This window comes from Pseudomonas sp. NPDC087598, assembly GCF_044743525.1.
Classification (GTDB): Bacteria; Pseudomonadota; Gammaproteobacteria; order Pseudomonadales; family Pseudomonadaceae; genus Aquipseudomonas.
In genome coordinates this window covers 135,004-160,007 of record NZ_JBIUWQ010000004.1, presented here as the reverse complement: position 1 = coordinate 160,007, position 25,004 = coordinate 135,004, and the positions used below count along the sequence as shown (strand labels likewise).

The following is a 25,004-nucleotide window of genomic DNA, read 5'->3' as shown; positions in this document are numbered from 1 at the left end:
GAGGTAGGTAGTATGGTCCGGAACACAATCACCCCAGTGCAGATCGCCAGGGCATTGCGTGCAGCCAAGGAGCGGCACTGATGTCCAGTCTGGCAGATGCAACCATCCAGTCAGATCTGGACATCGCCCCGTTGTTGTTGCCCGCGCAGGTCTTGCGCAACGACGCCCAAGCCATCAAGGCCGCGCAGGAGCTGGCGCAAGTCGCCCGCGTGCAGGCCGCCAAACGCGACCGCCAGCGCAAGCTGCCGTGGTCGGAAATCGAACAGTTCACCCGCAGCGGCCTAGGCAGCATCGCCATCCCGCGCGAGTACGGTGGTCCGCAGGTTTCCTTCGTTACGTTGGCCGAGGTGTTCGCGATCATTTCCGCGGCCGACCCGGCGCTGGGACAGATCCCGCAGAACCAGTTCGGCATCATCAATCTGGTGCTCGGCAGTGCCACTGAAGAACAGAAAAAGCAGTTGTTCCAGAGTGTTCTGGAAGGCTGGCGCATCGGCAATGCCGGCCCTGAGCGCGGCACCAAAAACACTCTGGAACTGAAAGCGCGAATCACCGCCGACGGCGACGATTTCGTGATCAACGGCCAGAAGTTTTACTCCACCGGCGCACTGTTCGCGCACTGGGTCGCGGTCAAGGCGCTCAACGATGACGGCAAGCAGGTGCTGGCATTCGTCCGTCGTGGCACTCCGGGTTTGCGCATCGTCGACGACTGGTCGGGCTTCGGTCAGCGCACCACCGCCAGCGGCACGATTTTGCTGAACAACGTGCGTGTCGAAGCGGGGCTGGTCGTCGATAACTGGAAGATCAACGAGAAACCGAATACCCAAGGCGCCGTGTCGCAATTGATTCAGGCCGCCATCGATGCCGGGATCGCCCGAGGCGCCATCGACGACGCCATCGACTTTGTCAAAACCCGCGCGCGGCCATGGATCGACGCCAAGGTCGAACGCGCCAGCGATGACCTCTACGTGATCGCCGATATCGGCAGGCTGAAAATCGAACTGCACGCCGCCGAAGCGCTGCTGCGCAAGGCCGGGCAAGTGCTCGATCAGGTGCACGCCGCGCCGCTTACCGCCGACTCCGCCGCCCGCGCCTCGATTGCTGTGGCCGAAGCCAAAGTGCTGACCACCGAGATCTCGCTGTTGGCCAGCGAAAAACTTTTCGAACTGGCCGGCAGTCGCGCGACCCTCGCCGAATTCAACCTCGACCGCCACTGGCGCAACGCCCGGGTGCACACCCTGCACGACCCGGTGCGCTGGAAGTATCACGCGGTCGGCGCCTATCGCCTCAACGGCACTTTGCCGGCTCGCCATTCCTGGATCTGAGACGACCAGACATCTGGAGAAACCTATGACTTTTTCCCATCCCGTCGCGGTCATCACCAGCGATGAGCAAGCCCTGATCGTCGCCAGCGACCTGGCCGAAGACTTCAAACGCGACAGCGCGATTCGTGACCGTGAACGTCGCCTGCCCTTGCCGGAACTCGACGTGTTTTCGCGCTCGGGCCTGTGGGGCATCAGCGTGCCCAAAGAGTACGGTGGCGCCGGCGTATCCAACGTGACCCTGGCCAAAGTCATCGCCCTGATCGCCCAGGCTGACGGCTCTCTCGGACAGATTCCGCAGAACCATTTCTATGCCCTCGAAGTGCTGCGGGTGAACGGCAGCCACGAACAGAAACAACGTCTGTACGCAGAAGTGCTGGCCGGCCAACGCTTCGGCAATGCCCTCGCGGAGCTGGGTACCAAAACCGCTCATGACCGCGTCACCAGCCTCAAGCGTGACGGCGATGGCTACCGCATCAACGGCCGCAAGTTTTATGCGACCGGTGCGATTTACGCCCAACGCATTCCGACTTCAGTGGTCGATGAAAACGGTGTGCAGCAACTGGCCTTTGTGCCCCGCGACAGCAAAGGCCTGAGCGTGATCGACGACTGGAGCGGATTCGGCCAGCGCACCACCGGCAGTGGTTCGGTGGTATTCGAAGACGTCTACGTTGCCGCCGAAGATGTGATTGCGTTCCAGAGCGCCTTCGAACGCCCGACCACCGTTGGCCCGCTGGCGCAGATCCTCCACGCCGCCATCGACACCGGCATCGCCCGCGCCGCTTACGAAGATGCGCTGCACTTCGTGCGCAGCAAAACCCGGCCATGGATCGACTCGGGCAACGACAAAGCCACCGAAGATCCGCTGACGCTGAAGAGCTTCGGTCACTTGAGCATTCGCCTGCATGCCACCGAAGCACTGCTCGAACGCGCCGGCGAATTCCTCGATCAAGCTCAAGCCGAACTGACCGCCGAGACTGTCGCCGCCGCGTCGATTGCCGTCGCCGAAGCACGCGCGATCAGTACCGAAATTTCCCTGGCCGCCGGCAGCTCGCTGTTCGAACTGGCCGGCAGCCAGGCCACCCTGATCGAACACGGCCTCGACCGTCACTGGCGCAACGCCCGCGTGCACACCCTGCACGATCCGGTGCGCTGGAAGTATCACGCGGTGGGCAATTACTACCTCAACGATGAAAACCCGCCGCTGCGGGGGACCATCTGATGGCGAAGAAAAAAATTCTGCTCAACGCATTCAACATGAACTGCATCGGGCACATCAACCATGGTTTGTGGACGCATCCGCGCGACACCTCCACTCGCTACAACACCCTTGAATACTGGACCGAACTGGCGCAGTTGCTGGAGCGCGGACTGTTCGACGGCCTGTTCATTGCCGACATCGTCGGCGTGTACGACGTCTATCAGAACTCGGTGGACGTGACGCTGAAAGAGTCGATCCAGTTGCCGGTCAACGATCCGCTGCTGCTGGTGTCGGCGATGGCTGCCGTGACCAAAAACCTCGGTTTCGGCCTGACCGCCAACCTCACTTATGAGCCGCCGTATCTGTTCGCCCGACGCATGTCGACCCTCGATCATTTGAGCCGTGGTCGCGTCGGCTGGAACATCGTCACCGGTTATCTCGACAGCGCCGCCAAAGCGATGGGCCTCAGCGAGCAGGTCGAGCATGATCGCCGCTATGACCAGGCCGACGAATACCTCGAAGTTCTCTACAAACTCTGGGAAGGCAGCTGGGAAAACGGCGCGGTGCTCAACGACCGCAAGCAGCGGATCTACGCGCAGCCGGAGAAAGTGCACAAGGTCGAACACAAGGGCGAGTTCTATCAGGTCGAGGGCTATCACCTCTGCGAGCCGTCACCGCAACGCACGCCTGTGCTGTTTCAGGCCGGCAGTTCCGATCGCGGCTTGCTGTTCGCCGGGCGTCACGCCGAGTGCGTGTTCATCAGCGGTCAGAACAAACCGTCGACCAAGGTGCAAGTGGACAAGGTGCGTGCCAGCGCCGTCGAGGCCGGGCGCAATCCCGAGGACATCAAAGTGTTCATGGGCCTCAACGTGATCGTCGGTGCAACCGAAGAAGCCGCGTGGGCCAAGCACGCCGAGTACCTCAGCTACGCCAGTGCCGAGGCCGGCGTGGCGCATTTCTCGGCGTCCACCGGGATCGACTTTTCCCAGTACGAAATCGACGAACCGATCCAGTACGTGAAGAGCAACGCCATCCAGTCCGCCACCAGGAACCTGCAAAACAACGACTGGACCCGGCGCAAATTGCTCGACCAGCACGCCCTCGGTGGTCGCTACATCACCGTGGTCGGCTCGCCCGAGCAAGTCGCGGATGAACTGGAGTCGTGGATCGCCGAAACCGGCCTCGACGGCTTCAACCTGACCCGCATCGTCACCCCGGAAAGCTATGTGGATTTCATTGAACAGGTGATTCCGGAATTGCAGCGGCGTGGGTCGTACAAGACCGCGTACGACAACGGCAGCCTGCGCGAGAAGTTGTTTCACGGTGAGGCGCAGTTGCCCGAGCAACACACAGGCGCAGCGTTTCGCCGCTAAAGCTTCGCGAGCAGGCTCACTCCCACAGGGGATGCATTCCAAATGTGGGAGCGAGCCTGCTCGCGAAGAGGCCTGACCAGACACCACACATTTATGCACTGACTGGAAAACCATCATGACCCAGAAATTCCTGTCCCACCCAGTCAAAGCACTGGCCCTGGCCTTCGGCCTGTTCAGCTCGGCAGTCTTCGCCGCCGACGCACCGCTGAAAATCGGCACCACCGCCGCGTTCGCCATCCCGCTGGAAGCCGCGGTCGAAGAAGCCTCCAAACAGGGCCTGAAAGTCGAACTGGTCGAGTTCACCGACTGGATCGCGCCGAACGTCAGCCTCGCCGCCGGTGACATCGACGTGAACTACTTCCAGCACATCCCGTTCCTCGAAAACGCCAAGGCCGCATCCGGTTTTGATCTGGTGCCATTCGCGCCGGGAATCATCAACAACGTCGGCCTCTATTCGAAGAAATACAAAAGCTTCGATGAGCTTCCAGAAGGCGCCAGCGTCGCCATCGCCAACGACCCGATCAACAGCGGTCGCGGTCTGCAACTGCTGGCCAAGGCCGGTTTGATCACATTGAAACCGGGCGTCGGTTACAAGGCCACCGAAGACGACATCGTCGCCAATCCGAAGAAAATCAAAATCCTTCAGGTCGAAGCCGTGCAACTGGTGCGCGCCTACGACGACGCCGACCTGGTCCAGGGCTACCCGGCCTACATTCGTCTGGCGAAGACTTTCGATGCCAGTTCCGCACTGCTGTTTGACGGCCTCGATCACAAGGAATACGTGATCCAGTTCGTGATCCAGCCGAAGAGCAAAACCGACCCGCGCCTGATCAAGTTCGTCGACATTTACCAGCATTCGCCAGTCGTTCGCGCTGCGCTGGACAAGGCCCACGGCAAGCTGTATCAGGCCGGTTGGGAAAGCTGAGCATGACGGCCGCGACCCAACGGCGACTGGAAATTCCAGAGCCACAACGTGCTGAAAAAACCGATCTTCATCCTGAGTTGAATCGCGCCCACGTGCGCTTCATCGGCCTGGGTAAAACCTACGACGGCCACCAAGGCCCGGTCGCGGCGCTGCAAGGCATTGACCTGGCGATTCAGCGCGGTGAAGTGTTCGGCATCATTGGCCGCAGCGGCGCCGGCAAATCGTCGCTGATCCGCACGATCAATCGTCTGGAGCAACCGACTTCCGGGCGTGTGCTGATCGATCAGGTCGACATCGGCGAATTCGATGAAGACCGCCTGGTCGCCCTGCGCCGCCGCATCGGCATGATCTTTCAGCACTTCAATCTGATGTCGGCCAAGACCGTTTGGCAAAACGTCGAACTGCCGCTGAAAGTCGCGGGTGTACCGAAAGATCAACGCGAGAAAAAGGTCCGCGAACTGCTCGAGCTGGTCGGCCTGCAAGCCAAACACAAGGCATATCCGGCACAACTTTCCGGCGGGCAGAAACAGCGTGTCGGCATTGCCCGCGCGCTGGTGCATGACCCGGATATTTTGTTGTGCGACGAAGCCACCTCGGCGCTGGATCCGGAAACCACCCAGTCGATTCTCGGCCTGCTGCGCGAGATTAATCAGCGCCTGGGCCTGACCATCGTTTTGATTACCCATGAGATGGCGGTGATCCGCGAAATCTGCGACCGCGTGGTGGTGCTGGAGCACGGACGCATCGTCGAGCAAGGCCCGGTGTGGGAAGTTTTCGGCAATCCGCAACACGAGGTCAGCCAGACCTTGCTCACGCCGCTGCAACACGCGTTGCCGGAAGAATTACAAAGCCGCTTGCATACACAACCGCCCTCCTCCGAAGCCGCAGTAGTGCTGCGTTTGCAGTTCACCGGCAGTGCCAGTGACGAGCCGGATCTGGCGGCGCTGTTTGCTGCCCTCGGTGGCCGGGTGAAATTGCTTCAGGGCGGCGTGGAACGGATTCAGGGGCATGTGCTTGGGCAACTGCTGCTGGCTGTCAGCGGTTCAGCGTTCAGCGCCGAACAATTGCGCGAACGTGCCGGGCAATGGGCACAACGGGTGGAGGTCTTGGGTTATGTGGTTTGAGCGCTTGCTGCAGGGTTTTATCGACACGTTTCTGATGGTCGGCGTGTCATCGCTGATCGCGTTGCTGGTGGGGATTCCCATGGCGGTGATTCTGGTCACCAGCGACAAGGGCGGGATCTACCAAGCGCCAGTGTTGAACCGTGCCTTGGGCGCATTCGTGAACCTGTTTCGCTCGATCCCGTTTCTGATCCTGATGGTCGCGCTGATTCCGTTTACCCGGTTGATTGTCGGCACCACCTACGGCGTGTGGGCGGCGGTGGTGCCACTGACCATCGCGGCGACACCGTTCTTTGCGCGGATTGCCGAGGTGAGTCTGCGTGAGGTCGATCATGGCCTGATCGAAGCGGCGCAGGCCATGGGTTGCCGGCGCTGGCACATTGTCTGGCATGTGCTGTTGCCCGAGGCGCTGCCTGGGATTGTCGGCGGTTTCACCATTACGCTGGTGACGATGATCAACTCCTCGGCCATGGCCGGGGCGATTGGCGCGGGTGGCTTGGGGGATATTGCCTATCGCTACGGGTATCAGCGTTTTGACAGCCAGATCATGTTGACGGTGATTGTGCTGCTGGTGGCGTTGGTGGCGGTTATTCAGTTGGGTGGGGATCGCCTCGCCCGCGGCTTGAACAAACGCTGAGGCCAGAGCCAAAGATCGCAGCCTGCGGCAGCTCCTATGAGAAATACCGCAGGCTACGATTCCTTTCCGTTCTGGGGCATGCGCCTCAATCATCAATCAGGCTGTCGAGCCATGCATATTCAATTTTGCTTCGATGCAGCGTCTGCATGCTTTTTGCCGCGTATACAAGGCTGTCAGCGTTGTTGACCGCCAAGTGCGCTCGCAGTGACGGGTTTGCATTGAACAGATCAACCGCCGCCTGAAGCTCCAGATCATCGCCAACTCCGAGGTAATCGCTGACGCCGAACAGGAAGTTATCGTGGTCACTGGTAAAGGCGTTCAAATACTCGACCGTCAAACCGCCGCGCATGATCGCTTCGCAGACACCGCGCTCCGGTACGTCGTAAACGGCCAGCGAATCCCAATCCAGCAAGCGGCCCAGTCGGCTGTCCAGATAGAAATAATCCGCCGCGTTCGGCCCGATGGTCTGGAACCGGTCAATTCTGTTGGTGTGCAACATTTCATGGCCCAGTGAAACGCTCAAAACCCCGCGCTGCATGTACTTGCGATTGATGAAGAAGCGGCCGTGAAAATCTTTTTTGTACATCCAGGCCGCGCTGTTGCTGTCTTCATCAATCCCGAGGAATTTCTCGCCTCCCCAGATCCCTTGATACTCTCTGGACAGGGCCTGGCCTCGGGCGACTGAATCGGCGAATTGCTGCGTAACAGCATGGTGATCAACGCCAAAGAAGCTTTGGTAAACCGCGTCGGCGTCTTTGTACTTCTGGCCAATGGCATGTCCCGCATCAGCGAAAATGTTTTCGACCGCTTGCAGCTCCGAGCGAATGATCGCCGCCTGTTCCGGCGGAAACTGCCTCAACCCGCGCGCGACCAGCGTGCCCTTCTGTGCCGCGGTGTACTCAAATGAATCATCGTTACCGGTATGCACTAGGTGTTTCTGGGCATGGTCTTTTCTGACCTTGCGAATGAGCTGATCGATGTCGATATCAATGACTTTGCCGGGCTCGGGCAGAGGCTGCGGCCGTTCGAGCGTCCAGGTCTTGCTTTGCGGGTGGTAAAACAACACCGGCCCCAAAGCTGCCAATTCAGATACCAGCGCCGCCCGATATTCACCGGCCTTGCCGGTTTCCCGAACCAGGACGATCTCGCCGGGCGCGATATCGACATAGATTCGGTTCTTGAACACCCTCAAGCCCAGAGCATTGGCTGCGGGCAGGTTGGCCGGTGCTCTCAAGCTGTAGCGCGCCAGTGAACCGGTCACTGGCTGCATGGGCAAGATCTGAGCCGATTGCAACGCGGTCGTCGTGATTGCCGGGGATGACGGTTCAGCAGGCTGAGCGGGCGCCCCTCCCTCTGAAACTTCGTCAGGACGAAAAACCTTCAACGGCGTCCCGTCGTCAGACGGCGTATGGCCGGATCTTTTACGGGTGGGTGTGGCATCCAGCGTATTGCGGTTGGACGGCGAAGTGGAACCGGGTTTGCTGACAGTTCTCATGAAAATCCTTTTTTTGAGTGAATCCCCCCGAAGAAAAAAACAGGGCAGACATCGCGATAGTCGTCTATCGCGCAGGCGTCATTGCATCCGATTGCGAACCGCCAGGTGCGGTACATATGTATTGCACAAACGTTGGATTTTTATGCTGTCCCTGCAAGAGCTGTCGCTGGCTGCGATCCTCTTCGGCGCAAAAGCGCTTATAGTCAGCCCCACCTCCTTTTTGCCACGCAGCCACCGTCATGAAGCAGACACCCAGCGACCTCGAACAGATCACCGCCACGACCCTCGGCCACTACAACTCGGTGGCCGAAGATTTCCGTGAGGGCACCCGCGATCACGATGTCAGTCAGAACATCGACGCGCTTGTGCGGCACATTCAGGGCACAGCGCCGTTTACGATTCTCGATTTCGGCTGTGGGCCGGGGCGGGACTTGCAGACATTTACGCGCATGGGCCACGTCGCGGTCGGCCTCGACGGTTCAGAAAAGTTTGCGCAAATGGCCCGTGAAGACAGTGGCTGCGAGGTGTGGTGCCAGGATTTTCTGAAGCTTGATCTGCCGGCCGAACACTTCGACGGCATCTTCGCCAATGCGGTGCTATTTCATGTGCCGTTGCAAGAGTTGCCACGGGTGTTACAACAACTGCGCGGGACGTTGAAACCGGGTGGGGTGTTGTTCAGTTCCAATCCACGCGGGGATAACCGTGAGGGCTGGAATGGGCCGCGGTACGGCTCGTATCACGATCTGGAGGCGTGGCGCGGGTTGTTGACGGCGGCGGGGTTTATCGAGCTGGAACATTACTTCCGCCCGGCGGGTTTGCCCCGAGAGCAACAGCCTTGGCTGGCGAGTGTCTGGCGACGGGCTGCTTAAAGATCAAAAGATCGCAGCCTGCAGCAGCGCCTACAGGAGAATGCGTTCCCATGCAGGCGCTGCCGCAGGCCGCGATCTTTTGCTTTTGTATCAGGCAGCATCCTTCTTCGGTTCACGAATCTTGTACCAAGCGACATACAGCGCCGGTAGAAACAGCAGCGTCAGCAGTGTCGCAATCACGATCCCACCGATCATCGCGTAGGCCATCGGGCCCCAGAACACTTCCCGGGCAATCGGGATCATGCCCATGCTGGCCGCCGCTGCCGTCAGCAGAATCGGTCGACGTCGATGCTCGGTGGCTTCCACCACTGCATCCCACGGCGCGTAGCCCTTTTTCTCGAACTCATCGATCTGCGTCACCAGAATCACCGAGTTGCGGATGATGATGCCGATCAGCGCCAGAATCCCCAGAATCGCTACGAAGCCCATCGGCGTACCGGTCGGCACCAGCGCCAGCACCACGCCGATCAGCCCCAGCGGGGCGACACTCGCCACCAGGAACATCTTCTGCACGCTGTGCAACTGGATCATCAGGAACGTCGCCATCAGGAACAGCATCAGTGGCAATACCTTGGCAATCGGGCCTTGCGCCTTGCCGCTTTCCTCCACCGTACCGCCGGTGGCGACTTTGTAGCCGACCGGAAGTTTTTCGGCGAAGGCATCGATGGACGGCTTGAGTAGTTTCACCAGATCGGTCGGCTGGATTTCATCGCGCACCGACGCCTTGATGGTGATGGTCGGCAAGCGGTCGCGGCGCCACACCAACGGCTGCTCCAGTTCATAACGCACGGTGGCGAACGCCAGTAGCGGAATCGACGTACCGCTCGGCGTGACGATTTGCAGGTTCTGCAGGGTTTCCGGAGTTCCGCGCTCGGAATCCACGGCACGCCCAACGACGTTGATCAGGTAGATATCGTCATCGACCTGGGTCAACGGCGAGCCGCTGACGATGCTGTTCATCAGGTTCGCCACGTCTTCGGACGACAGCCCGAGCTGGCGCGCCTTGTCCTGAGCGATGTCGATGCGCAGGACTTTGCCCGGCTCGTTCCAGTCGTAAATGATCTCGCCGATGTGCGGGTTCTTGTCCAGTTCGGTGGCGAGGTCGATGGTGTGCTTGCGCACCTGATCGATGTCCTTGCCGCTGACCCGGTACTGGATCGGCCGCCCCACCGGCGGGCCCATTTCCAGCGCTTGCACGTAGCTGCCGATACCAACGAAATCCTTGTGCAAACGCTCACGCAGACGCTGACTCAGGGCCTCGCGGGACTCGAAGTTTTTGCTGACGATAACCAGTTGCGCGTAGTACGGGTTTTGCAGTTGCTGATCGAGCGGCAGGTAGAAACGGATCGCACCCTGGCCTATGTAAGTGCTCCAGCGCACGATGTCGTCGTCGCCCTTGAGCGTCGCTTCGAGCTTGTCGACGGCCTTGCGGGTCTCGTCGATCGAGGCGTTTTGCGGCAGGTTCAGGTCGACCAGAATTTCCGGGCGATCGGAGGATGGGAAGAACTGGTTCTGCACAAAACGCATGCAAAACACCGCCAGCACAAAGCACACAACCGTGATGCCGATTGCCCACCAGCGGTTGCGCATCGACCACAACAAGCCATGGTTGAACGCACGACCAATGCGACCGGGCTCGGCTGCATGGGGTTTCACGTTGGCACTGAGGATGTGCACGCCGATCACTGGTGCAAAGAACACCGCCACCACCCAAGACACAAGCATGGCCACGGCGATCACCGCGAACAGGGTGAAGGTGTATTCACCGGCAGAACTGGCATTGAGCCCGATGGGCACGAAACCGGCCACAGTCACCAGCGTACCGGTGAGCATCGGGAACGCCGTCGAGGTGTAGGCGAATGTCGCCGCCTGCTCCCGGGTCTCGCCCATTTCCAGGCGCGTGACCATCATCTCCACAGTGATCATCGCGTCGTCCACCAGCAAGCCGAGGGCGATGATCAGAGCACCGAGGGAAATCCGCTGCATGGTGATGCCGCTGTATTCCATGAACACAAACACCATCGCCAGCACCAGCGGAATCGAGCACGCCACCACCAGCCCGGCGCGCACACCGAGGCTGATGAAGCTCACCACCAAGACGATGATCACCGCTTCGAACAAGGCGCTGGTGAAACCGCCAACGGCCTCTTCAACCACCACCGCCTGGTCGGAAACCGTGTGCACACCAACGCCGACCGGCAGGTCAGCGGTGAGTTGATCGATGCGCGCGTGCAGCGCTTTACCGAATTCCTGAACGTTGCCGCCCTTCTGCATGGCAATCGCCAGACCGATGGCCGGTTTGCCGTCGAAACGAAATTCCGGTGTGGCCGGGTCGACGTAGCCACGGCTGATGTCGGCGATGTCGGCCAGACGATAGAAACGGTCGTTGAGCTTGAGATTGACCTCGGCCAGATCCTTTTCCGAAGCGAACTGCCCGGAGGTGCGCACGGAAATCCGCTCGGGCCCGGCCTCGATCACCCCGGCCGGCGTCACCGCGTTCTGCGATTGCAGGCTCTGCACCACTTGCCGCTGATCGATGCCCAGCGCCGCCAGTTTGCGCGTGGAGAAGTTCAGGTAAATCACTTCGTCCTGCTGGCCGACCATCTCGATCTTGCCCAGCCCCGGCACATTGCGGATCTCGGCCCGTGCCTGCTCCACGTAATCGCGCAACTGGCGCATGGTCAGGCCATCGGCGGTAAACGCGTACACCGAGCCGAACACGTCACCGAACTCATCGTTGAATCCCGGCCCTTGAATCCCCTGAGGGAATTGGCCGCGAATGTCGTCGATCTTCTTGCGCACCTGGTACCAGATTTCCGGAATGTCCTTGGCACTGGTGGTGTCGCGCAGGTACACGTACACCGTCGACTCGCCGGGGCGCGTGTAGCTTTTCACGTAGTCGAGGGAGTCGAGCTCTTCGAGTTTTTTCTCGATGCGGTCGGTGACCTGCTTGAGGGTTTCCTCCTGGGTCGCACCCGGCCATTTGGTCTGGATCACCATGGTCTTGATGGTGAACGACGGGTCTTCTTCGCGCCCCAGATTGAAGTACGAAAACACCCCCATCAGCAGAGCAACGAACATCAGATACCAGACGAACGACTGATGCTTGAGGGCCCATTCGGAGAGGTTGAAAGACCCTTTCATTGACTGTCCTCGTCAAGTTTCACGGATTGTCCGGGTTTGAGGCTGTTGACGCCGGCGCTGACTACGCGCTCGCCGTTTTTCACACCGCCGGCCAGCACCACCGTGCTGTCGGTGCGGCTGACGAGACTGACGTCGCGGGGGCTGACGGTTTTGCTTTGGGTGTCGATCACCCAGATCCGCGTTTTACCATCGACCTCTTGCAGCGCGGTTGCGGGCAATTCGATACGCGGTTTGATCGCTGAACTCAGGGTCACGCTGATCGCTGTGCCGAGGCGAAAACCGGGTGGTGTCTCGGCCAGGGTCAACCGCGCACGACGGGTGCGCGTGGCGCTTTGTGCCTGTGGTTCGATTTCGCGGATGACTGCCGTGGTGTTGATGCTCGGATCGAGTTGCGCAGCGACGAGGAACACCACGTCACTGGGGATCTGGTCGACCAAGGTGTCCGGCAGGTCGATCACCGCTTCCTTGATGTCCGGTTGCGCCAGCGTCACCACTTGTTGGCCGGCAGTGACCACTTGTCCGGCCTCGGCATTCCACGCGGTGACCACGGCTTTGTGGTCGGCACGCAGTTCGGTGTAGCCGAGTTGATCCTTGCTCTGGTTGACCGCTGCCTGCGCCTGCTCCAGCGAGGCCTGGGTGGTTTTCAGATCCGTGGTGGCGATGTCGAGTTGCGCCTGGGCGCCGACCCCGCGATCAAACAGGGCTTGCTGACGCCGGGCGTTGGCCTGGGCATTGATCAGTTGCGCCTGAACCTTGGCCAGATCGCCTTGGGCAGAGCGCAACTGGTTCTGCTGATCGGACGGGTCGAGGGTGGCGAGCAGCGTACCCTTCTCCACTTCGGCGCCGACATCGACGTTGCGGCTGGCAATACGCCCGCCGACACGGAAACCGGTGTTGCTCTCGTAGCGCGCCTGAATGCTCCCGGCGAAACGCCCGAGGCTTTCTTCGCTCAACGCCTGGACCTTGACCGACAGCACCGGGCGCACAGGTTCGGGCGGCGGCTCTTTCTTTGAGCAAGCGGCCAACAACACGGCAACGGCTAACAGCCATAGCGACTTCATGGCAGTGCTCCCGGTTGCAGATCTTTATAGGTGTTTTCGGCGATCTCGACTTTCATCCCCGGGTGCAGCAACTGGCCGCCGGCGACGATGACTTTCTCGCCGCCCTTGAGACCTTCGCTGATGATCACTTTGCCGGTCAGGTAACGACCAACCGTGACCGTGTGCAACTGCGCCAGCCCCTGCTCGTCGACCATCCACACCGCTGGATCGCTGATGTTTTTGGTCAGTGCCGACCACGGCAGTTCAACCGCCGATTTGCCGGAGCCTTTCGCGGTGGCGCTGACCACCGAGCCGAGCTGCATGCCCGTCGGGAGCTTGTCGAGGGTGACTTTGACCTGCACGGTGCCGGACTGCGCCGACACTGCCGGAGTGATTTCGCGCACAGTGCCAGTGGTTTTGATGTCGGGGTTGTCGAGCAGGCTGACCGTGATCTTGTTATCCGAAGGACGTTCGGCCAGCAGCGACTCATAGACGTTGAATACCGCATCGCGGTCGCCGTCACGGGCCAGACTGAAAATCGGCGCGGTGGCCTGCACCACTTGGCCGACTTCGGCCTGACGCTGGGTGATCACTCCCGGTGCATCGGCAATCAATGAGGTGTAACTGAGTTGATCCTTGGCATTGGCCAGTTGCGCCTGCGCCGCGCTCAAGGCGCTTTGGCTGCTGCGCAATGCTGCCTGTGCGGAGTCGTATTCGCTCTGGCTGGTGTAGCCCTTGGGCAACAGTTTTTGCTGACGCACGAACGCCGCCGCCGTCTGTTTCACCCGCGCCTGCTCGGCAACGACCTGGGCTTGGGCGGAATCGACATTGGTCTGCAAGTCCTTGGGATCGAGTTTGGCCAGCACTTGTTTGGCGCTGACGCGGTCCCCGACATCGACCATGCGCTGGATGATCTTGCCGCCGACGCGGAACGACAATTCGGTCTGCACGCGCGCTTGCACGTCGCCGGTGAGGGTCACGGAAGCGGCGTAATTCGCCGGTTTCACTTCTTGCACGAAGACGCGTGGCAGGTATTCCTGCGGTGCTTTTTTCTCACCGCAGGCGGTCAGTAACGTGAACAGACTCAGCATGACCGCTGTTTTCAATCCGGGACTCGCCATGCAGACTCCTTCCTGTGTACGAACGTGCAAGTGACGATACGACTGTGAGCTTAGAACAGGGTTCAACGTTCGCTCACGCGAATCAGCACATTTCCCCTGTAGGAGCTGCCGCAGGCTGCGATCTTTGCTTTTAAAGCTCAAGATCAAAAGATCGCAGCCTGCGGCAGCTCCTACAATGGTCGCCTCAAGAGAAGGATTTTCATGCTCAAGACCCTCGCGGTGGCCAATTACCGCTCGATCAATAAATTGGTGATCCCGCTGGGCCGACTGAATCTGATCACCGGCCCCAACGGCAGTGGCAAGTCCAACCTCTACCGCGCCTTGCGCCTGTTGGCCGAGACCGCGCAGGGCGGCGTGGTGAATGCGCTGGCCCGTGAGGGCGGGCTGGACTCGACGTTCTGGGCCGGCCCGGAAACCATCAGCCGGCGCATGCGCAACGGCGAAGTGGCAATCGAGCCGACCGTGCGCCAAGGCGTGAAGCGTCTGCGCCTGGGGTTTGCCGGTGAGGATTTCAGTTACTCGATTGCCCTGGGTTTGCCGGAGCCGAGTCGTTCTTTTTTTTCCCTCGACCCGGAAATCAAAAAGGAATGCATCTGGGCCGGGCCGTTCTATCGCCCGGCCAGCCTGTTGGTGGATCGCGACGGGCCGATGATCCGTGCTCGCGAAGGCCGTAGCTGGGATGTACTGGCTCAGCACACGCCGAATTTCGACAGCCTGTTCGATCAGGTCGGCAGCCTGCGCAGCTCACCGGAAGTGTTCCAGATGCGTGAGTTCATCCGCCGCTGGCGCTTCTACGATCACTTTCGCAGCGACGCCGAAGCGCCGGTGCGCCAACCGCAGCTGGGCACGCGCACGCCGGTGTTGCATCACGATGGGCGGGATCTGGCGGCAGCGTTGCAGACCATCCGTGAAATTGGTGATCCCGAAGCATTGCAGGCAGCGATCAGCGATGCGTTTCCCGGCGCACGATTGAACATCGCGCCGTTGGCCGGTGGCCGCTTTGCCATCGAGTTTTATCAGGAAGGGTTGTTGCGGCCGTTATCGGCAGCTGAACTTTCGGACGGAACGTTGCGTTATCTGCTGCTGGTCGCAGCGTTGCTGACACCCCGGCCACCGTCACTGATGGTGCTGAACGAGCCGGAAACCAGCCTGCATCCGGATCTGTTGCCGGCGCTGGCACGCTTGATCATTCGCGCCTCGGAAGAATGCCAGGTGTGGGTGGTATCCCATGCACGGCGGTTGATTTCGGCGTTGCAGGAAGATCCCGAGTGCAATTGCATCGTGCTGGAGAAGACGCTGGGGCAGACCGGGATTGTCGGGCAACGGATGCTGGATGAGCCGGCGTGGCATTGGCCGGATTGAGCGGTGCTTCAAGAATTCGCGAGCAGGCTCGCTCCCACATTAGATCGCGTACAACTGTGGGAGCGAGCCTGCTCGCGAAGGCAATTTCAGAGTCACCTCTGAATCAAGGGATCACCCCTGCCACTTGCCACCCTCAACAATCACATTCTCAGGCTTGGTGTCATCGCTCAGCTCCTTACGCACGTATTGGTCGTACAGCTTGAGCAGATACTTCTCTTCACCCAGCTTGGCCAACTCGGTATTCACCCAGTCGCGCAGCTCAATGTTGCCCTTCTTCACCGCCGGCGCAATCGGCGCTTCGGCCCCGAGTTTTTCGTCCAGCACACGATAACCCGGGTTCTGCTTGGCCCAACTGAACAGCACCAGATTGTCCTGCGCATACGCATCGCCACGACCGTTGGCCAAGGCTTGCAGCGACTCGGAGTTTTTCTCGAACTTGAGCAGCTTCCAGTCCGGGTGATTCTTGGTCAGCCAGATGTCGGCCGTGGTGCCAGTGGTGACGATGGTGGTGCGGGTCGCCAGGTCATCAAGATTTTTCACCGAGCTGCTCTGCGGCACCAATGCCTGCACCGCGACTTTCAGATTCGGGTTGGTGAACTCCACCGCTTCCTTGCGCTCCGGGGTCACGGTCATGTTGGCGAGGATCAGGTCGACCTTGTCGCTTTGCAGGAACGGAATGCGGCTGGCCGGTTCCACCGCCACGAACTCGACCTTGTTTTCGTCGCCCAGCAGATCCTTGGCGAATTGCCGGCCGATGTCGGTATCGAAACCGACGTAGCGCCCCGCCTCATCGACGAAACCGAATGGCGGCTTGTCGGTGAAGACACCGACAATCAGTTTGTCGCGAGCCTTGATCTTGTCCAGATAACCGGCGGGCGCGGTGCTTTCGCTGGCGACTTTCGGCTTTGGCGTTTCTTCGGTTTTGCTGCAACCGGCGAGCAGCGCAAGGCTGAGCAGAGGGAATAAAAAAGCGGCAGTTTTCATGACAGTTGCAGTTCCTTTGTGGGTTTCGTTTCGGGCAGTGTTGCAACGAAGGAGAACTTCTCCAGGAACTGCTGCGCGCGTGCGGTTTGCGGGTTCGTAAAGAAAATCTCGGGCGGGGTCTGTTCCAGGATGCGCCCGGCATCCATGAACACGATGCGGTCGGCTACCGCGCGGGCGAAAGCCATTTCATGGGTGACGATCAGCAGGGTCATACCTTCACGGGCCAGGCCCTGAATCACTTGCAGCACTTCCTTGACCATTTCCGGGTCGAGGGCCGCAGTGACTTCGTCGAAGAGCATCACCCGTGGGTTCATGCACAACGAACGGACGATGGCGATGCGTTGCTGCTGGCCACCGGAGAGCTGGCGTGGAAACGCATCGCGCTTGTCCGCCAGACCTACGCGTTCGAGCAAGGCTTCGGCTTGCTGCTGCGCTTCACGGCGCTGACGCTTCTGTACTTTCAGCGGCCCGAGCAGCAAATTGTCGAGCACGCTCATGTGCGGAAACAGGTGATAACTCTGGAACACCATGCCGATCTGTTGACGGACTTCGCGCCAGTCGGTGGACGTGTCCAGTAACTCGCGACCGGCAAACTTCAGGCTGCCGCTGTGAGCGACCTCAAGACCATTGAGGCAGCGCAGCAGCGTGCTTTTACCGCAGCCGCTGGGGCCGAGGATGACGATCACTTCGCCTGACTTCACTTGCAGATCGATGCCGTTCAGCACCTGCTGCTCGCCGTAGAATTTGTTGAAACCGCGAAACTCGATCAATGCGCTCATGCTTGCGTCCAGCGCCGCTCCAGCACGCGCGAGGCGGCCGAGAGCGGGTAGCAGATGAAAAAGAAAAACAGGAACAGCGCGCCGTAAATCAGCACGGATTCGTAAGTGCGCTCGATGATCTGCTGTCCGACCTTGATCACATCAACCACGCCGATCAGCACCGCCAGTGAACTGGTCTTGATGATTCGTGTGTAGACGTTGATGGTCGGCGGCGTCATGCGTTTCAGTGCTTGCGGCAGCAGCACGTAGCCGAACAGTTGCGGCGCATTGAGGCCAATCGACAGCCCCGCCTCACGCTGCCCGCGTGGCAACGAATGCAACGCACCGCGCGCCACTTCGCCGACCTCGCTGGCGCCCCACAACGACAACACCAGCACCGCGCACCAGAAACTCGGCAGGCTCAGGCCAAAGAAAATCGGCAGACCGAAGAACAATAGGTACAGCCAGACCAGCACCGGGATCGCCCGGAACAGTTCCAGATAGATACGCAGGATCGCGTTCAGCCACCTCACGTTAAGCGTGCGCAGCACACCGTAGAGCACACCGCCGACGGTGCTGATGGCGATGCTCAGAAACGAGATCGACAAGGTTTGCCCGGCGCCTTTGGCCAGTTGCGGCAACGACACCCAGAGCAGTTCAAGACCCGAACTGGCCATGCTGAAGCCTCCTTTCCAGACGGCTGAGCAACAGTGACAGCGGCAAGAACAGCAGCACGCAGATCAGCGTCAGCACGGCGAGCATTTCGTAGGTTTTGTAATACAGCGCGATGTAGCTCTTGGTGGTGTAGAGGATTTCCGGCACCGCCACCGCCGAGACCACGGTGGTTTCCTTGAGCAGAAAAATGAAATTGGCGAACAGCGACGGCAGGCTGAGAATCCCTGCTTGCGGCAGGATCACGTAGCGCAGCAATTGGCCGTGTGACAAACCGATGGAACGGCCCGATTCCAGCTGTGCTTGCGGCACCGCATCGACGCCGGCACGCAGTACTTCGGTGAGGTAAGCGCCGCCGAGGAAGGTCATGGTGATGATCGCGGCGGTGAAGCCAGAGACCTGAATCCCCACTGCCGGCAAGGCGAAATAGACGAAGAACAACTGGATCAGCAGCGGCGTGTTGCGCGCCAGTTCCACGTACAAGCCAACCAGTTTTTGCAGGTAAGGCGTGCGAAACACCAGAATCGTCGCGTTGAGCAGCGCCACCAGCAACGACGTGCCGATGGCGATAAAACCAACCTGCAGCGTCACGCCCACAGCTTTTAAAAAAGCCGGCAGGGTACTGAGGATAAAAGCGTAATCAAAAGTCATGAAACGTCCTGTACGCCGCTCGGTAAGCGACGGTCGTGCAGTCCATGGGCAGCGGGTAACTGTCCGGCAGGCAGTGACTTTATAGGTATAAAAACAAGAATTTAAATACCGTTAAAGCATATTGATATCACCCAAAAAACTATCTTGTGGGTTTGCCGGGAAGGAATAAGAAGGCTATTTTCCCTTGCGCTGTAGGAAGGATCTTTTTTTCACGAAAGCCCTCCAAGGACGAACAGCTTTTGGCCAGACTCTCCCGGCCAAACCATTACAAGGAAGACAACATGGACGTAAAAGTGCCGCAGCGACTGGATCCGCAGGACATTGTGAAATTGCTCGTGGCGTTGCGCCGGGCGCTGAAGACCGGGGTGGCCTGACACAGTCAAGATCAAAAGATCGCAGCCTTCGGCAGCTCCTACAGGGGAATATGGTCACTGTATGAACTGCTGAAGGCTGCGATCTTTTGCTTCTGGCTTGTGCTTTTGTGGCGAGGGGATTTATCCCCGATGGGCTGCGAAGCGGCCCCGGATATCGGATGGCAGATGAACCGTGTGGAATGGTTTTTCGACTGCTGTGCAGCCGATCGGGGATAAATCCCCTCGCCACAATGCTTCTGAACAGCCGAACCGTGTACACAAAAACGCCGATGACCATCGCTGGCCATCGGCGTTTTCACACCTTGAAGGGGTTCACTCAAGCGTCAGATCAGAACGCCGGCAGCACTGCGCCGTTGTACTTCTTCTCGATGAACGCTTTGACTTCCGGGCTGGTCAGGGCAGCGGCGAGTTTCTTGATCGCGTCGCTGTTCTTGTTGTCCTCACGGGCCACCAGGAAGTTCACATAAGGCGAATCTGCACCTTCGATCACCAGCGCATCCTTGGTCGGATTCAGCTTGGCTTCCAGCGCGTAGTTGGTGTTGATCATGTCCAGATCAACTTCCTTCAGAACGCGTGGCAGCAGGGCCGATTCCAGTTCCTTGAACTTGAAGTTGTGCGGGTTCTTGGCGATGTCTTTCGGGGTCGCCAGGGCGTTTTTCGGATCTTTCAATTCGATCAGGCCAGCCTTCTGCAGCAGGATCAGTGCACGACCGCTGTTGCTGCCTTCGTTCGGGATGGCGATGGTTGCGCCGTCCGGCAGTTCAGCCAGGGTCTTGTACTTGCTCGAGTAGCCACCGAACGGTTCAACGTGCACGCCTTGCACGGTCACCAGGTACTTGGCCTTGTCGTCTTTGTATTTGCCCTGGTTGAAGCTGTCCAGGTAAGGCTTGGTCTGGAAGTAGTTGGCATCCAGGCGCTTCTCGCCAACCTGTACGTTCGGCTGCACGTAGTCGGTGAACACCTTGATTTCCAGATCCACGCCTTCTTTGGCGAGGGTCGGTTTGATCAGCTCAAGAATTTCAGCGTGCGGCACCGGGGTCGCGGCGACCACCAGTTTCTCGCCGGCCTGCGCCAGGGAAGCAGTCAGAGCAGCCGCCAATGCGGTAAACAACAGAACCTTTTTCATGCAGTGTCCTTATCGAAAATCACGGTCGTCATCGACGACGGCATTAATACGTGTGCCAGTGAAGTGATATCGCTGGCGTGAGGCGGACAATACCGGGATTTTTTATTCCCGGACAATAACGTTTATTCAGCTTCATATTCCATTTTGTTCATGTTGAACGAAATGGTTACAAACCCTCACTCAAGCTCAACAGTAAATCTTTCAATGCCTTACGTTCGTCGACGCTGCCGCCGATGTTGATTTGTGCAACCAGCCGTTCGATCTGAGCCTGCGTCCCAGACACCTCGGGCAGGTTCAGGTGTTCCGGGAGGATTTCGTCTCCGGTGCTCACCAGCAACGCAAAGTGAATGACGTTTTCCAGCTCGCGGGTGTTGCCCGGCCAACTGTGTCGCTCCAGCGCGTGTTGCGCCGCTTCGCTGATCAGCGGCACCGGCAGGTCCAGACGCTGGCTATAAATGCCGAGGAAATACTCGGCCAACGACAGAATGTCGCCGATGCGCTCACGCAGGGCCGGCAGTTCCAGTTGGCCTTCGCTGAGGTAGTGATAGAGCCGCTCGTGGAATTTCCCGGCGTCCACCGCTTGCGCCAGATCGATGCTGGTCGCCGCCACCAGACGCACATCCACCGGGCTCGGCTGGTGCGCACCGACGCGGGTGACTTCGTGATTTTCCAGAGCAGCGAGCAATTTGATCTGGATCGGCAGCGGCAAGTCGCCGATTTCATCGAGGTACAACGTCCCGCCATTGGCCGAACCGAACCAGCCGGCACGACTGCTGGCCGAGCCGGTGTAGCTGCCGGCGGCGTAGCCAAACAATTCGGCATCGGCGTAGGTCGGGCTGATCGCGCCGCAGTTCACCGAAACGAACAGGCCACTGCGGTCACTGGCGCGATGGATGTGCCGGGCGAGCAGTTCTTTACCGGTCCCCGTCTCCCCACGGATCAATACCGAGAGCGAACGAGGCGCCAGTTGCTCAAGCTCTTCGCGCAACTGGCGCGAACGCGGATCGACAAACACCAGCGCTTTGGCGCGAATGCTCAGGGGGCTTTTTTCCGCATCGGGAAAGGTCAGCAACGGCTGACCGAAGGTTTCAAAACTCATGGCAGGCTCCCGCCCAGAACCGCCGGCAGACGGGGGCGTTTAAAAAAATAAAAATCAGGCGCGACGCCGTGCGTGGTCTTCCATACGGTTTTGCAGGCGATAGAGATAAGCAAAACCCTGTTCCCAACGCTGATGCCCGGACTTCACATTGATGTGCCCGGCGCCGGCCAGAATCCCCGCCTCGGCACCCCAGTTGCGCGCCAGCTCCAAGGCGCGCGGCGCACTGACGGCGGCGTCGTTGTCGGAGCTGACCACCTGGCTCGGGAACGGCAGCAGATCGGTCGGAATCGGCGCGAAATTGCGCAGCGCCGGCGCGCACGTCGGGCGCTCGACATCCGCTGGCGCGACCAGCAAGGCCCCGCGTACCTGACGCAGGTATTGCAGCGGCGCAGTGGCTGCCCAATGGGCAACGGTGACGCAGCCCAGGCTGTGCGCGATGAGGATGACCGGTGTGCTGTCGGCGGCAATCGCCTCGGCCAGCGCGGCGACCCAGTCCTCACGGCGAGGGGTCAGCCAGTCGGCCTGTTCCACTCGCGCACTGTTCGGCAGGCTGTTCTGCCAGTGGCTTTGCCAATGATCTTCTGGCGATCCTTGCCAGCCCGGCACAATCAGGTAGCGAATTGATTCGTTGCGCATGGGGGAGCTCTCCTGCGTGTCTGTTCCTGGTCGAGTATAGGGAGAGGATTTATATTCGTTAAGGAATAAGAAGCTATTTATTAAGACCTTAAATGAATATGAAACGCTAAACCTGTGGGAGCGAGCCTGCTCGCGAATACGATGCATCCTTCGGCGTTGATATTGTGGCGAATGACGCCTTCGCGAGCAGGCTCGCTCCCACATGGGTGGGTGGTATGGGCAATAAAACGGATAAAAAAAGGGCCGCACCCTGCCAAGGAGACGGCCCCGGAAAAACGTAAATTCTGTTAACGCGCAGTAATCACCGACAACTTGGTAATCCCCGCCCGTTCAATCGAGGCCATGGCGCGCGCCACCTCCCCGTAGTTCACCCCGTCATCGGCCTGCAATTGCACGCGCACTTCCGGGTCCTTGGCCTTGGCCGACTTGAGGTTGAATTCGAGCAAGTCCGGCTGAATCTCATCCTTGTTGATAAACAGTTTGCCGGCGCCATCAATGCTCACCACCAGCGGGTCTTTCTGCTCGACCGGCGCCACCGCTTCGGTCTTCGGCAGATTGATCGGGATCGCGTTGGTCAGCAGCGGCGCGGTGACGATAAACACCACCAGCAGCACCAGCATCACGTCCACCAGCGGCGTCACGTTGATCTCGCTGAGCACCTCGTCACTGTCTTGCGTGGAGAAGGCCATATCAGGACGCCTCCTTCACTTTTGCCGCGTTGCCCGGCGCTGCAACCTTGTGCGCGGTCGGGTGGATCAGCACGCGGAATGCGCTCTTCTGCGCGAGGCTGTAGAAGTCGTGGGCGAAGTCGTCCAAGTCCGCAGCGGTCAATTTCAAACGTCGCAAAAAGTAGTTGTAAACCAGCACCGCCGGTACCGCGACGGCGATGCCCACACCGGTTGCGACCAGTGCCGCACCGATCGGGCCGGCCACCGTTTCCAGGCTCGCCGAACCTGCCGCGCTGATGCCTTTCAACGCTTCCATGATTCCCCACACCGTGCCGAACAGACCAATGAACGGCGACGTACTACCAATACTCGCAACTACCGCCAGACCGGTCTCCAGCGAACGCCGTTCGCGGACGATCTGCTGACGCAAGGCGCGCTCCAGTCGATCCTGATGATTGATCGCCTGGCTCAAATCATTGGCCTGTGGCGCCTCACCCACCTGAATCGCCGCATAACCGGCCTGTGCCACCCGTGCCGCAGCGCCGGGTTGGGTTTCGCTCAACTCGGCGGCGGAATCCAGACTCGACGCCGCCCAGAAGCGCTTATGAAAACGCCGATCCTGCGCCTTCAGACGCCCGAATTGCACAGCCTTGAGCAGTGCCAGCCCCCAGGTGGCGACGGAAAAAACCACCAGCAGCCAGATCACCGCGCTTTCGATGGATTCCAGTGGAGATGCCAGTAACGTCATGATGTGTTCCCTCGTGTAAACGTTTAGCGCGAATTTGGTTTCGGTTTAATGAATCTTGAAATCGATGGGCACGCTGACCCAGCCGTCCTGGGCGACATCACCCTGCTTGGCCGGGACAAAACTCCAACGTTTCACGGCGTTCAGCGCCGCGTCATCGAGCTGTTGCCGGCCACTGCTCTTCTGAATCTGGATCTCGCCCGGTTTGCCGCTGGCCAGCACATGCACTCGCAACAACACCGTGCCTTCCCAACCGCGACGCTGGGCCAGCGACGGATATTCCGGCGCCGGGTTTTTCAGGTACGCGGCGTTGGCTGAGGCCGGAGTTACCGGTGCCGGCGCCGGCGGTGCGGGGGGCGCTGGCGCCGCAACCGGGGCTGCCGGTTGCGGCGGTGCCGGTGGTTGCTCAACGGCTTTGGGCGCAGGTTTCGGCGCGGGCTTCACCACCGGTTTGGGTTTTGGAATCGGCTTGGGCGGTGGTGGCTTGGTCGCCAGTTCGTCTTCCACTGGCGGCGGTGGCTCGACCACTGGCGCTGGCGGTGGCGGCTCGACAACCGGTGGCGTGGGTGGCGCCGGGCGCGAAAACTCGATGGTCATCGGTGGAATTTCCGGCGGCACAATCGGCAATACCGGCGTCGGCTTCTGGCTGATCCAGTAGATCACCGCGCCATGTACCACCAGCGCCAACACGCCGAGCAAAATTGTCTCGCGCCGACTCAGAATGCCTTTCGGCGCGCGCTGCAAACGCAACTGCCCCAACGGCACGCGATGCGGTCGGCCGAGATCGACCAATTCGCCACTCGGCGTCTGACGCCACAGCAATTCCTCTGCGCTGGCGGCGGTCTGGACATTGCCCATTGATTCACTCCCTGCGGTCTTTTTACGTTCTGTGCAAAAACTGCCGAACCACCGCTTGTTGAATCCCCCACGGCGGGTCGATGGGTGAATCATTGGGTTTGCCGCTTATCTCCGAAAGTAATCTTTAACGTTATGCATAGGCTTTTATGGAATATATAAAATGATCATTTCCAGCAAAGCCCCGTGGTTCAAGGCTTTCAGCGTGACGGGTAAAAAGACATGCTTTCGCGGCATAAAAAGTATTCACGTAAGGCATCGCTGATCCATGACCCGATGTTTAGTGACAATTAATACCAACCCAATATTTTATAAACTTTCTCCGGCACAAATAAAAAAGGTCGATGCACGCTTAATGCATCGACCCTGGATTTATAACAACCATTACTGTTTGACAAACTCTCCCGCGAGACCGACTACATCACCGTCAAAATTAGTGCGCGATCCCACTGCACGAACTTTAGAGTAGTTGTGATCCGGAGAGAACAGCGTCCAGGACTGATAACCGGTTCCTTCATTCAGAGCCGCGAAAGTGATGATCGTAGGCTGTCCGGTGCTGTTCTGGAAATGGTAATGCCCGTAGCTGACGTCATAGTTAACGCCGCCCTGGCTGAAGGCGCCGCTGAAAGTGCCGTTGGAATCGTTGCCATCGGTAATCGTCAGTTTGGCGCCAGCGTTCGCGTTTACATAAGTGCCATTAATGCTCGACATAATGCGATTTCCTTTATCGTTGAGATAAGTGTCTTCCGATGAGAGCAAGTTTCCTCCTGGAAACTCACGACAGTCAGAATGGTTGGACATTCAAACATTGTCCACGCCACTTACTAAC

At 59.4% G+C, this 25,004-nt stretch carries 23 protein-coding genes; 8 read left to right on the top strand and 15 right to left on the bottom strand.

The window, feature by feature from the left end; genetic code table 11:
• Positions 1 to 80: 80 nt before the first annotated feature.
• From ACIOWE_RS04200 to ACIOWE_RS04175, 6 genes are all read left to right on the top strand, one after another.
• Positions 81 to 1,322, top strand: coding sequence for an SfnB family sulfur acquisition oxidoreductase (locus ACIOWE_RS04200; protein ID WP_401387721.1), 1,242 nt, complete (start codon positions 81 to 83; stop codon positions 1,320 to 1,322).
• A 25-nt stretch (positions 1,323 to 1,347) separates the two neighbouring features.
• A complete protein-coding gene (locus tag ACIOWE_RS04195; RefSeq protein WP_401387718.1) occupies positions 1,348 to 2,541 on the top strand; it encodes an SfnB family sulfur acquisition oxidoreductase in 1,194 nt (397 codons plus the stop codon).
• Positions 2,541 to 3,893 carry an LLM class flavin-dependent oxidoreductase gene (locus tag ACIOWE_RS04190; RefSeq protein ID WP_401387715.1) on the top strand — a complete coding sequence of 451 codons (1,353 nt, stop codon included), beginning with the start codon at positions 2,541 to 2,543 and terminating at the stop codon, positions 3,891 to 3,893. Before ACIOWE_RS04195 ends, ACIOWE_RS04190 begins: the two co-directional genes overlap by 1 nt.
• Before the next feature lie 115 nt (positions 3,894 to 4,008).
• Complete coding sequence (locus ACIOWE_RS04185; RefSeq protein ID WP_401387712.1) at positions 4,009 to 4,818, top strand: MetQ/NlpA family ABC transporter substrate-binding protein; 810 nt, start codon at positions 4,009 to 4,011, stop codon at positions 4,816 to 4,818.
• A 2-nt stretch (positions 4,819 to 4,820) separates the two neighbouring features.
• On the top strand, positions 4,821 to 5,942 hold the full coding sequence (locus ACIOWE_RS04180; protein WP_401387710.1) for a methionine ABC transporter ATP-binding protein: 1,122 nt from the start codon (positions 4,821 to 4,823) through the stop codon (positions 5,940 to 5,942).
• A complete protein-coding gene (locus tag ACIOWE_RS04175; protein ID WP_401387707.1) occupies positions 5,932 to 6,576 on the top strand; it encodes a methionine ABC transporter permease in 645 nt (214 codons plus the stop codon). Before ACIOWE_RS04180 ends, ACIOWE_RS04175 begins: the two co-directional genes overlap by 11 nt.
• Before the next feature lie 85 nt (positions 6,577 to 6,661).
• On the opposite strand, the gene ACIOWE_RS04170 is transcribed toward ACIOWE_RS04175, so the two are convergent.
• Positions 6,662 to 8,071: a hypothetical protein gene (locus tag ACIOWE_RS04170; protein WP_401387704.1), complete on the bottom strand. Its 1,410-nt coding sequence runs from the start codon at positions 8,069 to 8,071 to the stop codon at positions 6,662 to 6,664.
• Between the two features lie 239 nt (positions 8,072 to 8,310).
• Between ACIOWE_RS04170 and ACIOWE_RS04165 the strand changes: the two genes are divergently transcribed.
• On the top strand, positions 8,311 to 8,940 hold the full coding sequence (locus ACIOWE_RS04165; RefSeq protein ID WP_401387701.1) for a class I SAM-dependent methyltransferase: 630 nt from the start codon (positions 8,311 to 8,313) through the stop codon (positions 8,938 to 8,940).
• 90 nt (positions 8,941 to 9,030) lie between these two features.
• On the opposite strand, the gene ACIOWE_RS04160 is transcribed toward ACIOWE_RS04165, so the two are convergent.
• The 3 genes from ACIOWE_RS04160 to ACIOWE_RS04150 are packed head-to-tail and all read right to left on the bottom strand — an operon-like array spanning position 9,031 to position 14,245.
• Positions 9,031 to 12,084: an efflux RND transporter permease subunit gene (locus tag ACIOWE_RS04160; protein WP_401387698.1), complete on the bottom strand. Its 3,054-nt coding sequence runs from the start codon at positions 12,082 to 12,084 to the stop codon at positions 9,031 to 9,033.
• A complete protein-coding gene (locus ACIOWE_RS04155) occupies positions 12,081 to 13,145 on the bottom strand; it encodes an efflux RND transporter periplasmic adaptor subunit (protein ID WP_401387696.1) in 1,065 nt (354 codons plus the stop codon). The genes ACIOWE_RS04160 and ACIOWE_RS04155 overlap by 4 nt, the downstream gene beginning before the upstream one ends.
• Complete coding sequence (locus ACIOWE_RS04150; RefSeq protein WP_401387693.1) at positions 13,142 to 14,245, bottom strand: efflux RND transporter periplasmic adaptor subunit; 1,104 nt, start codon at positions 14,243 to 14,245, stop codon at positions 13,142 to 13,144. The genes ACIOWE_RS04155 and ACIOWE_RS04150 overlap by 4 nt, the downstream gene beginning before the upstream one ends.
• Before the next feature lie 201 nt (positions 14,246 to 14,446).
• On the opposite strand from ACIOWE_RS04150, the gene ACIOWE_RS04145 reads away from it, so the two are divergent.
• Positions 14,447 to 15,607, top strand: coding sequence for an AAA family ATPase (locus ACIOWE_RS04145; protein ID WP_401387690.1), 1,161 nt, complete (start codon positions 14,447 to 14,449; stop codon positions 15,605 to 15,607).
• A gap of 111 nt (positions 15,608 to 15,718) precedes the next feature.
• On the opposite strand, the gene ACIOWE_RS04140 is transcribed toward ACIOWE_RS04145, so the two are convergent.
• From ACIOWE_RS04140 to ACIOWE_RS04090, 11 genes are all read right to left on the bottom strand, one after another.
• The gene (locus ACIOWE_RS04140; RefSeq protein WP_401387688.1) at positions 15,719 to 16,591 is read right to left on the bottom strand and encodes a transporter substrate-binding domain-containing protein; all 873 of its coding nucleotides are present in this window, start codon (positions 16,589 to 16,591) and stop codon (positions 15,719 to 15,721) included.
• On the bottom strand, positions 16,588 to 17,370 hold the full coding sequence (locus tag ACIOWE_RS04135) for an amino acid ABC transporter ATP-binding protein (RefSeq protein WP_401387685.1): 783 nt from the start codon (positions 17,368 to 17,370) through the stop codon (positions 16,588 to 16,590). Before ACIOWE_RS04135 ends, ACIOWE_RS04140 begins: the two co-directional genes overlap by 4 nt.
• Positions 17,367 to 18,026, bottom strand: a complete 660-nt coding sequence (locus tag ACIOWE_RS04130; protein ID WP_401387682.1) for an amino acid ABC transporter permease — start codon at positions 18,024 to 18,026, stop codon at positions 17,367 to 17,369. The genes ACIOWE_RS04135 and ACIOWE_RS04130 overlap by 4 nt, the downstream gene beginning before the upstream one ends.
• Positions 18,007 to 18,672 carry an amino acid ABC transporter permease gene (locus tag ACIOWE_RS04125; RefSeq protein WP_008083580.1) on the bottom strand — a complete coding sequence of 222 codons (666 nt, stop codon included), beginning with the start codon at positions 18,670 to 18,672 and terminating at the stop codon, positions 18,007 to 18,009. The genes ACIOWE_RS04130 and ACIOWE_RS04125 overlap by 20 nt, the downstream gene beginning before the upstream one ends.
• A gap of 702 nt (positions 18,673 to 19,374) precedes the next feature.
• Positions 19,375 to 20,172, bottom strand: coding sequence for a MetQ/NlpA family ABC transporter substrate-binding protein (locus ACIOWE_RS04120; RefSeq protein ID WP_201236009.1), 798 nt, complete (start codon positions 20,170 to 20,172; stop codon positions 19,375 to 19,377).
• Between the two features lie 166 nt (positions 20,173 to 20,338).
• Positions 20,339 to 21,271: a sigma 54-interacting transcriptional regulator gene (locus ACIOWE_RS04115; protein ID WP_401387677.1), complete on the bottom strand. Its 933-nt coding sequence runs from the start codon at positions 21,269 to 21,271 to the stop codon at positions 20,339 to 20,341.
• A gap of 54 nt (positions 21,272 to 21,325) precedes the next feature.
• Positions 21,326 to 21,907, bottom strand: a complete 582-nt coding sequence (locus tag ACIOWE_RS04110; protein ID WP_042557103.1) for an alpha/beta hydrolase — start codon at positions 21,905 to 21,907, stop codon at positions 21,326 to 21,328.
• Between the two features lie 287 nt (positions 21,908 to 22,194).
• Complete coding sequence (locus ACIOWE_RS04105) at positions 22,195 to 22,596, bottom strand: biopolymer transporter ExbD (RefSeq protein WP_003220570.1); 402 nt, start codon at positions 22,594 to 22,596, stop codon at positions 22,195 to 22,197.
• 1 nt (position 22,597) lies between these two features.
• The gene (locus ACIOWE_RS04100; protein ID WP_134176178.1) at positions 22,598 to 23,323 is read right to left on the bottom strand and encodes a MotA/TolQ/ExbB proton channel family protein; all 726 of its coding nucleotides are present in this window, start codon (positions 23,321 to 23,323) and stop codon (positions 22,598 to 22,600) included.
• A 45-nt stretch (positions 23,324 to 23,368) separates the two neighbouring features.
• The gene (locus ACIOWE_RS04095; RefSeq protein ID WP_401387675.1) at positions 23,369 to 24,178 is read right to left on the bottom strand and encodes an energy transducer TonB; all 810 of its coding nucleotides are present in this window, start codon (positions 24,176 to 24,178) and stop codon (positions 23,369 to 23,371) included.
• A gap of 381 nt (positions 24,179 to 24,559) precedes the next feature.
• Positions 24,560 to 24,976, bottom strand: a complete 417-nt coding sequence (locus tag ACIOWE_RS04090) for a hypothetical protein (protein ID WP_401387672.1) — start codon at positions 24,974 to 24,976, stop codon at positions 24,560 to 24,562.
• Positions 24,977 to 25,004: the final 28 nt, after the last annotated feature.

Coding starts and splice junctions, on each gene's coding strand:
- ACIOWE_RS04200 (WP_401387721.1), top strand. CDS start 81: ATGTCCAGTCTGGCAGATGCAACCATCCAGTCAGATCTGGACATCGCC.
- ACIOWE_RS04195 (WP_401387718.1), top strand. CDS start 1,348: ATGACTTTTTCCCATCCCGTCGCGGTCATCACCAGCGATGAGCAAGCC.
- ACIOWE_RS04190 (WP_401387715.1), top strand. CDS start 2,541: ATGGCGAAGAAAAAAATTCTGCTCAACGCATTCAACATGAACTGCATC.
- ACIOWE_RS04185 (WP_401387712.1), top strand. CDS start 4,009: ATGACCCAGAAATTCCTGTCCCACCCAGTCAAAGCACTGGCCCTGGCC.
- ACIOWE_RS04180 (WP_401387710.1), top strand. CDS start 4,821: ATGACGGCCGCGACCCAACGGCGACTGGAAATTCCAGAGCCACAACGT.
- ACIOWE_RS04175 (WP_401387707.1), top strand. CDS start 5,932: ATGTGGTTTGAGCGCTTGCTGCAGGGTTTTATCGACACGTTTCTGATG.
- ACIOWE_RS04170 (WP_401387704.1), bottom strand. CDS start 8,071: ATGAGAACTGTCAGCAAACCCGGTTCCACTTCGCCGTCCAACCGCAAT.
- ACIOWE_RS04165 (WP_401387701.1), top strand. CDS start 8,311: ATGAAGCAGACACCCAGCGACCTCGAACAGATCACCGCCACGACCCTC.
- ACIOWE_RS04160 (WP_401387698.1), bottom strand. CDS start 12,084: ATGAAAGGGTCTTTCAACCTCTCCGAATGGGCCCTCAAGCATCAGTCG.
- ACIOWE_RS04155 (WP_401387696.1), bottom strand. CDS start 13,145: ATGAAGTCGCTATGGCTGTTAGCCGTTGCCGTGTTGTTGGCCGCTTGC.
- ACIOWE_RS04150 (WP_401387693.1), bottom strand. CDS start 14,245: ATGGCGAGTCCCGGATTGAAAACAGCGGTCATGCTGAGTCTGTTCACG.
- ACIOWE_RS04145 (WP_401387690.1), top strand. CDS start 14,447: ATGCTCAAGACCCTCGCGGTGGCCAATTACCGCTCGATCAATAAATTG.
- ACIOWE_RS04140 (WP_401387688.1), bottom strand. CDS start 16,591: ATGAAAACTGCCGCTTTTTTATTCCCTCTGCTCAGCCTTGCGCTGCTC.
- ACIOWE_RS04135 (WP_401387685.1), bottom strand. CDS start 17,370: ATGAGCGCATTGATCGAGTTTCGCGGTTTCAACAAATTCTACGGCGAG.
- ACIOWE_RS04130 (WP_401387682.1), bottom strand. CDS start 18,026: ATGGCCAGTTCGGGTCTTGAACTGCTCTGGGTGTCGTTGCCGCAACTG.
- ACIOWE_RS04125 (WP_008083580.1), bottom strand. CDS start 18,672: ATGACTTTTGATTACGCTTTTATCCTCAGTACCCTGCCGGCTTTTTTA.
- ACIOWE_RS04120 (WP_201236009.1), bottom strand. CDS start 20,172: ATGAAAAAGGTTCTGTTGTTTACCGCATTGGCGGCTGCTCTGACTGCT.
- ACIOWE_RS04115 (WP_401387677.1), bottom strand. CDS start 21,271: ATGAGTTTTGAAACCTTCGGTCAGCCGTTGCTGACCTTTCCCGATGCG.
- ACIOWE_RS04110 (WP_042557103.1), bottom strand. CDS start 21,907: ATGCGCAACGAATCAATTCGCTACCTGATTGTGCCGGGCTGGCAAGGA.
- ACIOWE_RS04105 (WP_003220570.1), bottom strand. CDS start 22,596: ATGGCCTTCTCCACGCAAGACAGTGACGAGGTGCTCAGCGAGATCAAC.
- ACIOWE_RS04100 (WP_134176178.1), bottom strand. CDS start 23,323: ATGACGTTACTGGCATCTCCACTGGAATCCATCGAAAGCGCGGTGATC.
- ACIOWE_RS04095 (WP_401387675.1), bottom strand. CDS start 24,178: ATGGGCAATGTCCAGACCGCCGCCAGCGCAGAGGAATTGCTGTGGCGT.
- ACIOWE_RS04090 (WP_401387672.1), bottom strand. CDS start 24,976: ATGTCCAACCATTCTGACTGTCGTGAGTTTCCAGGAGGAAACTTGCTC.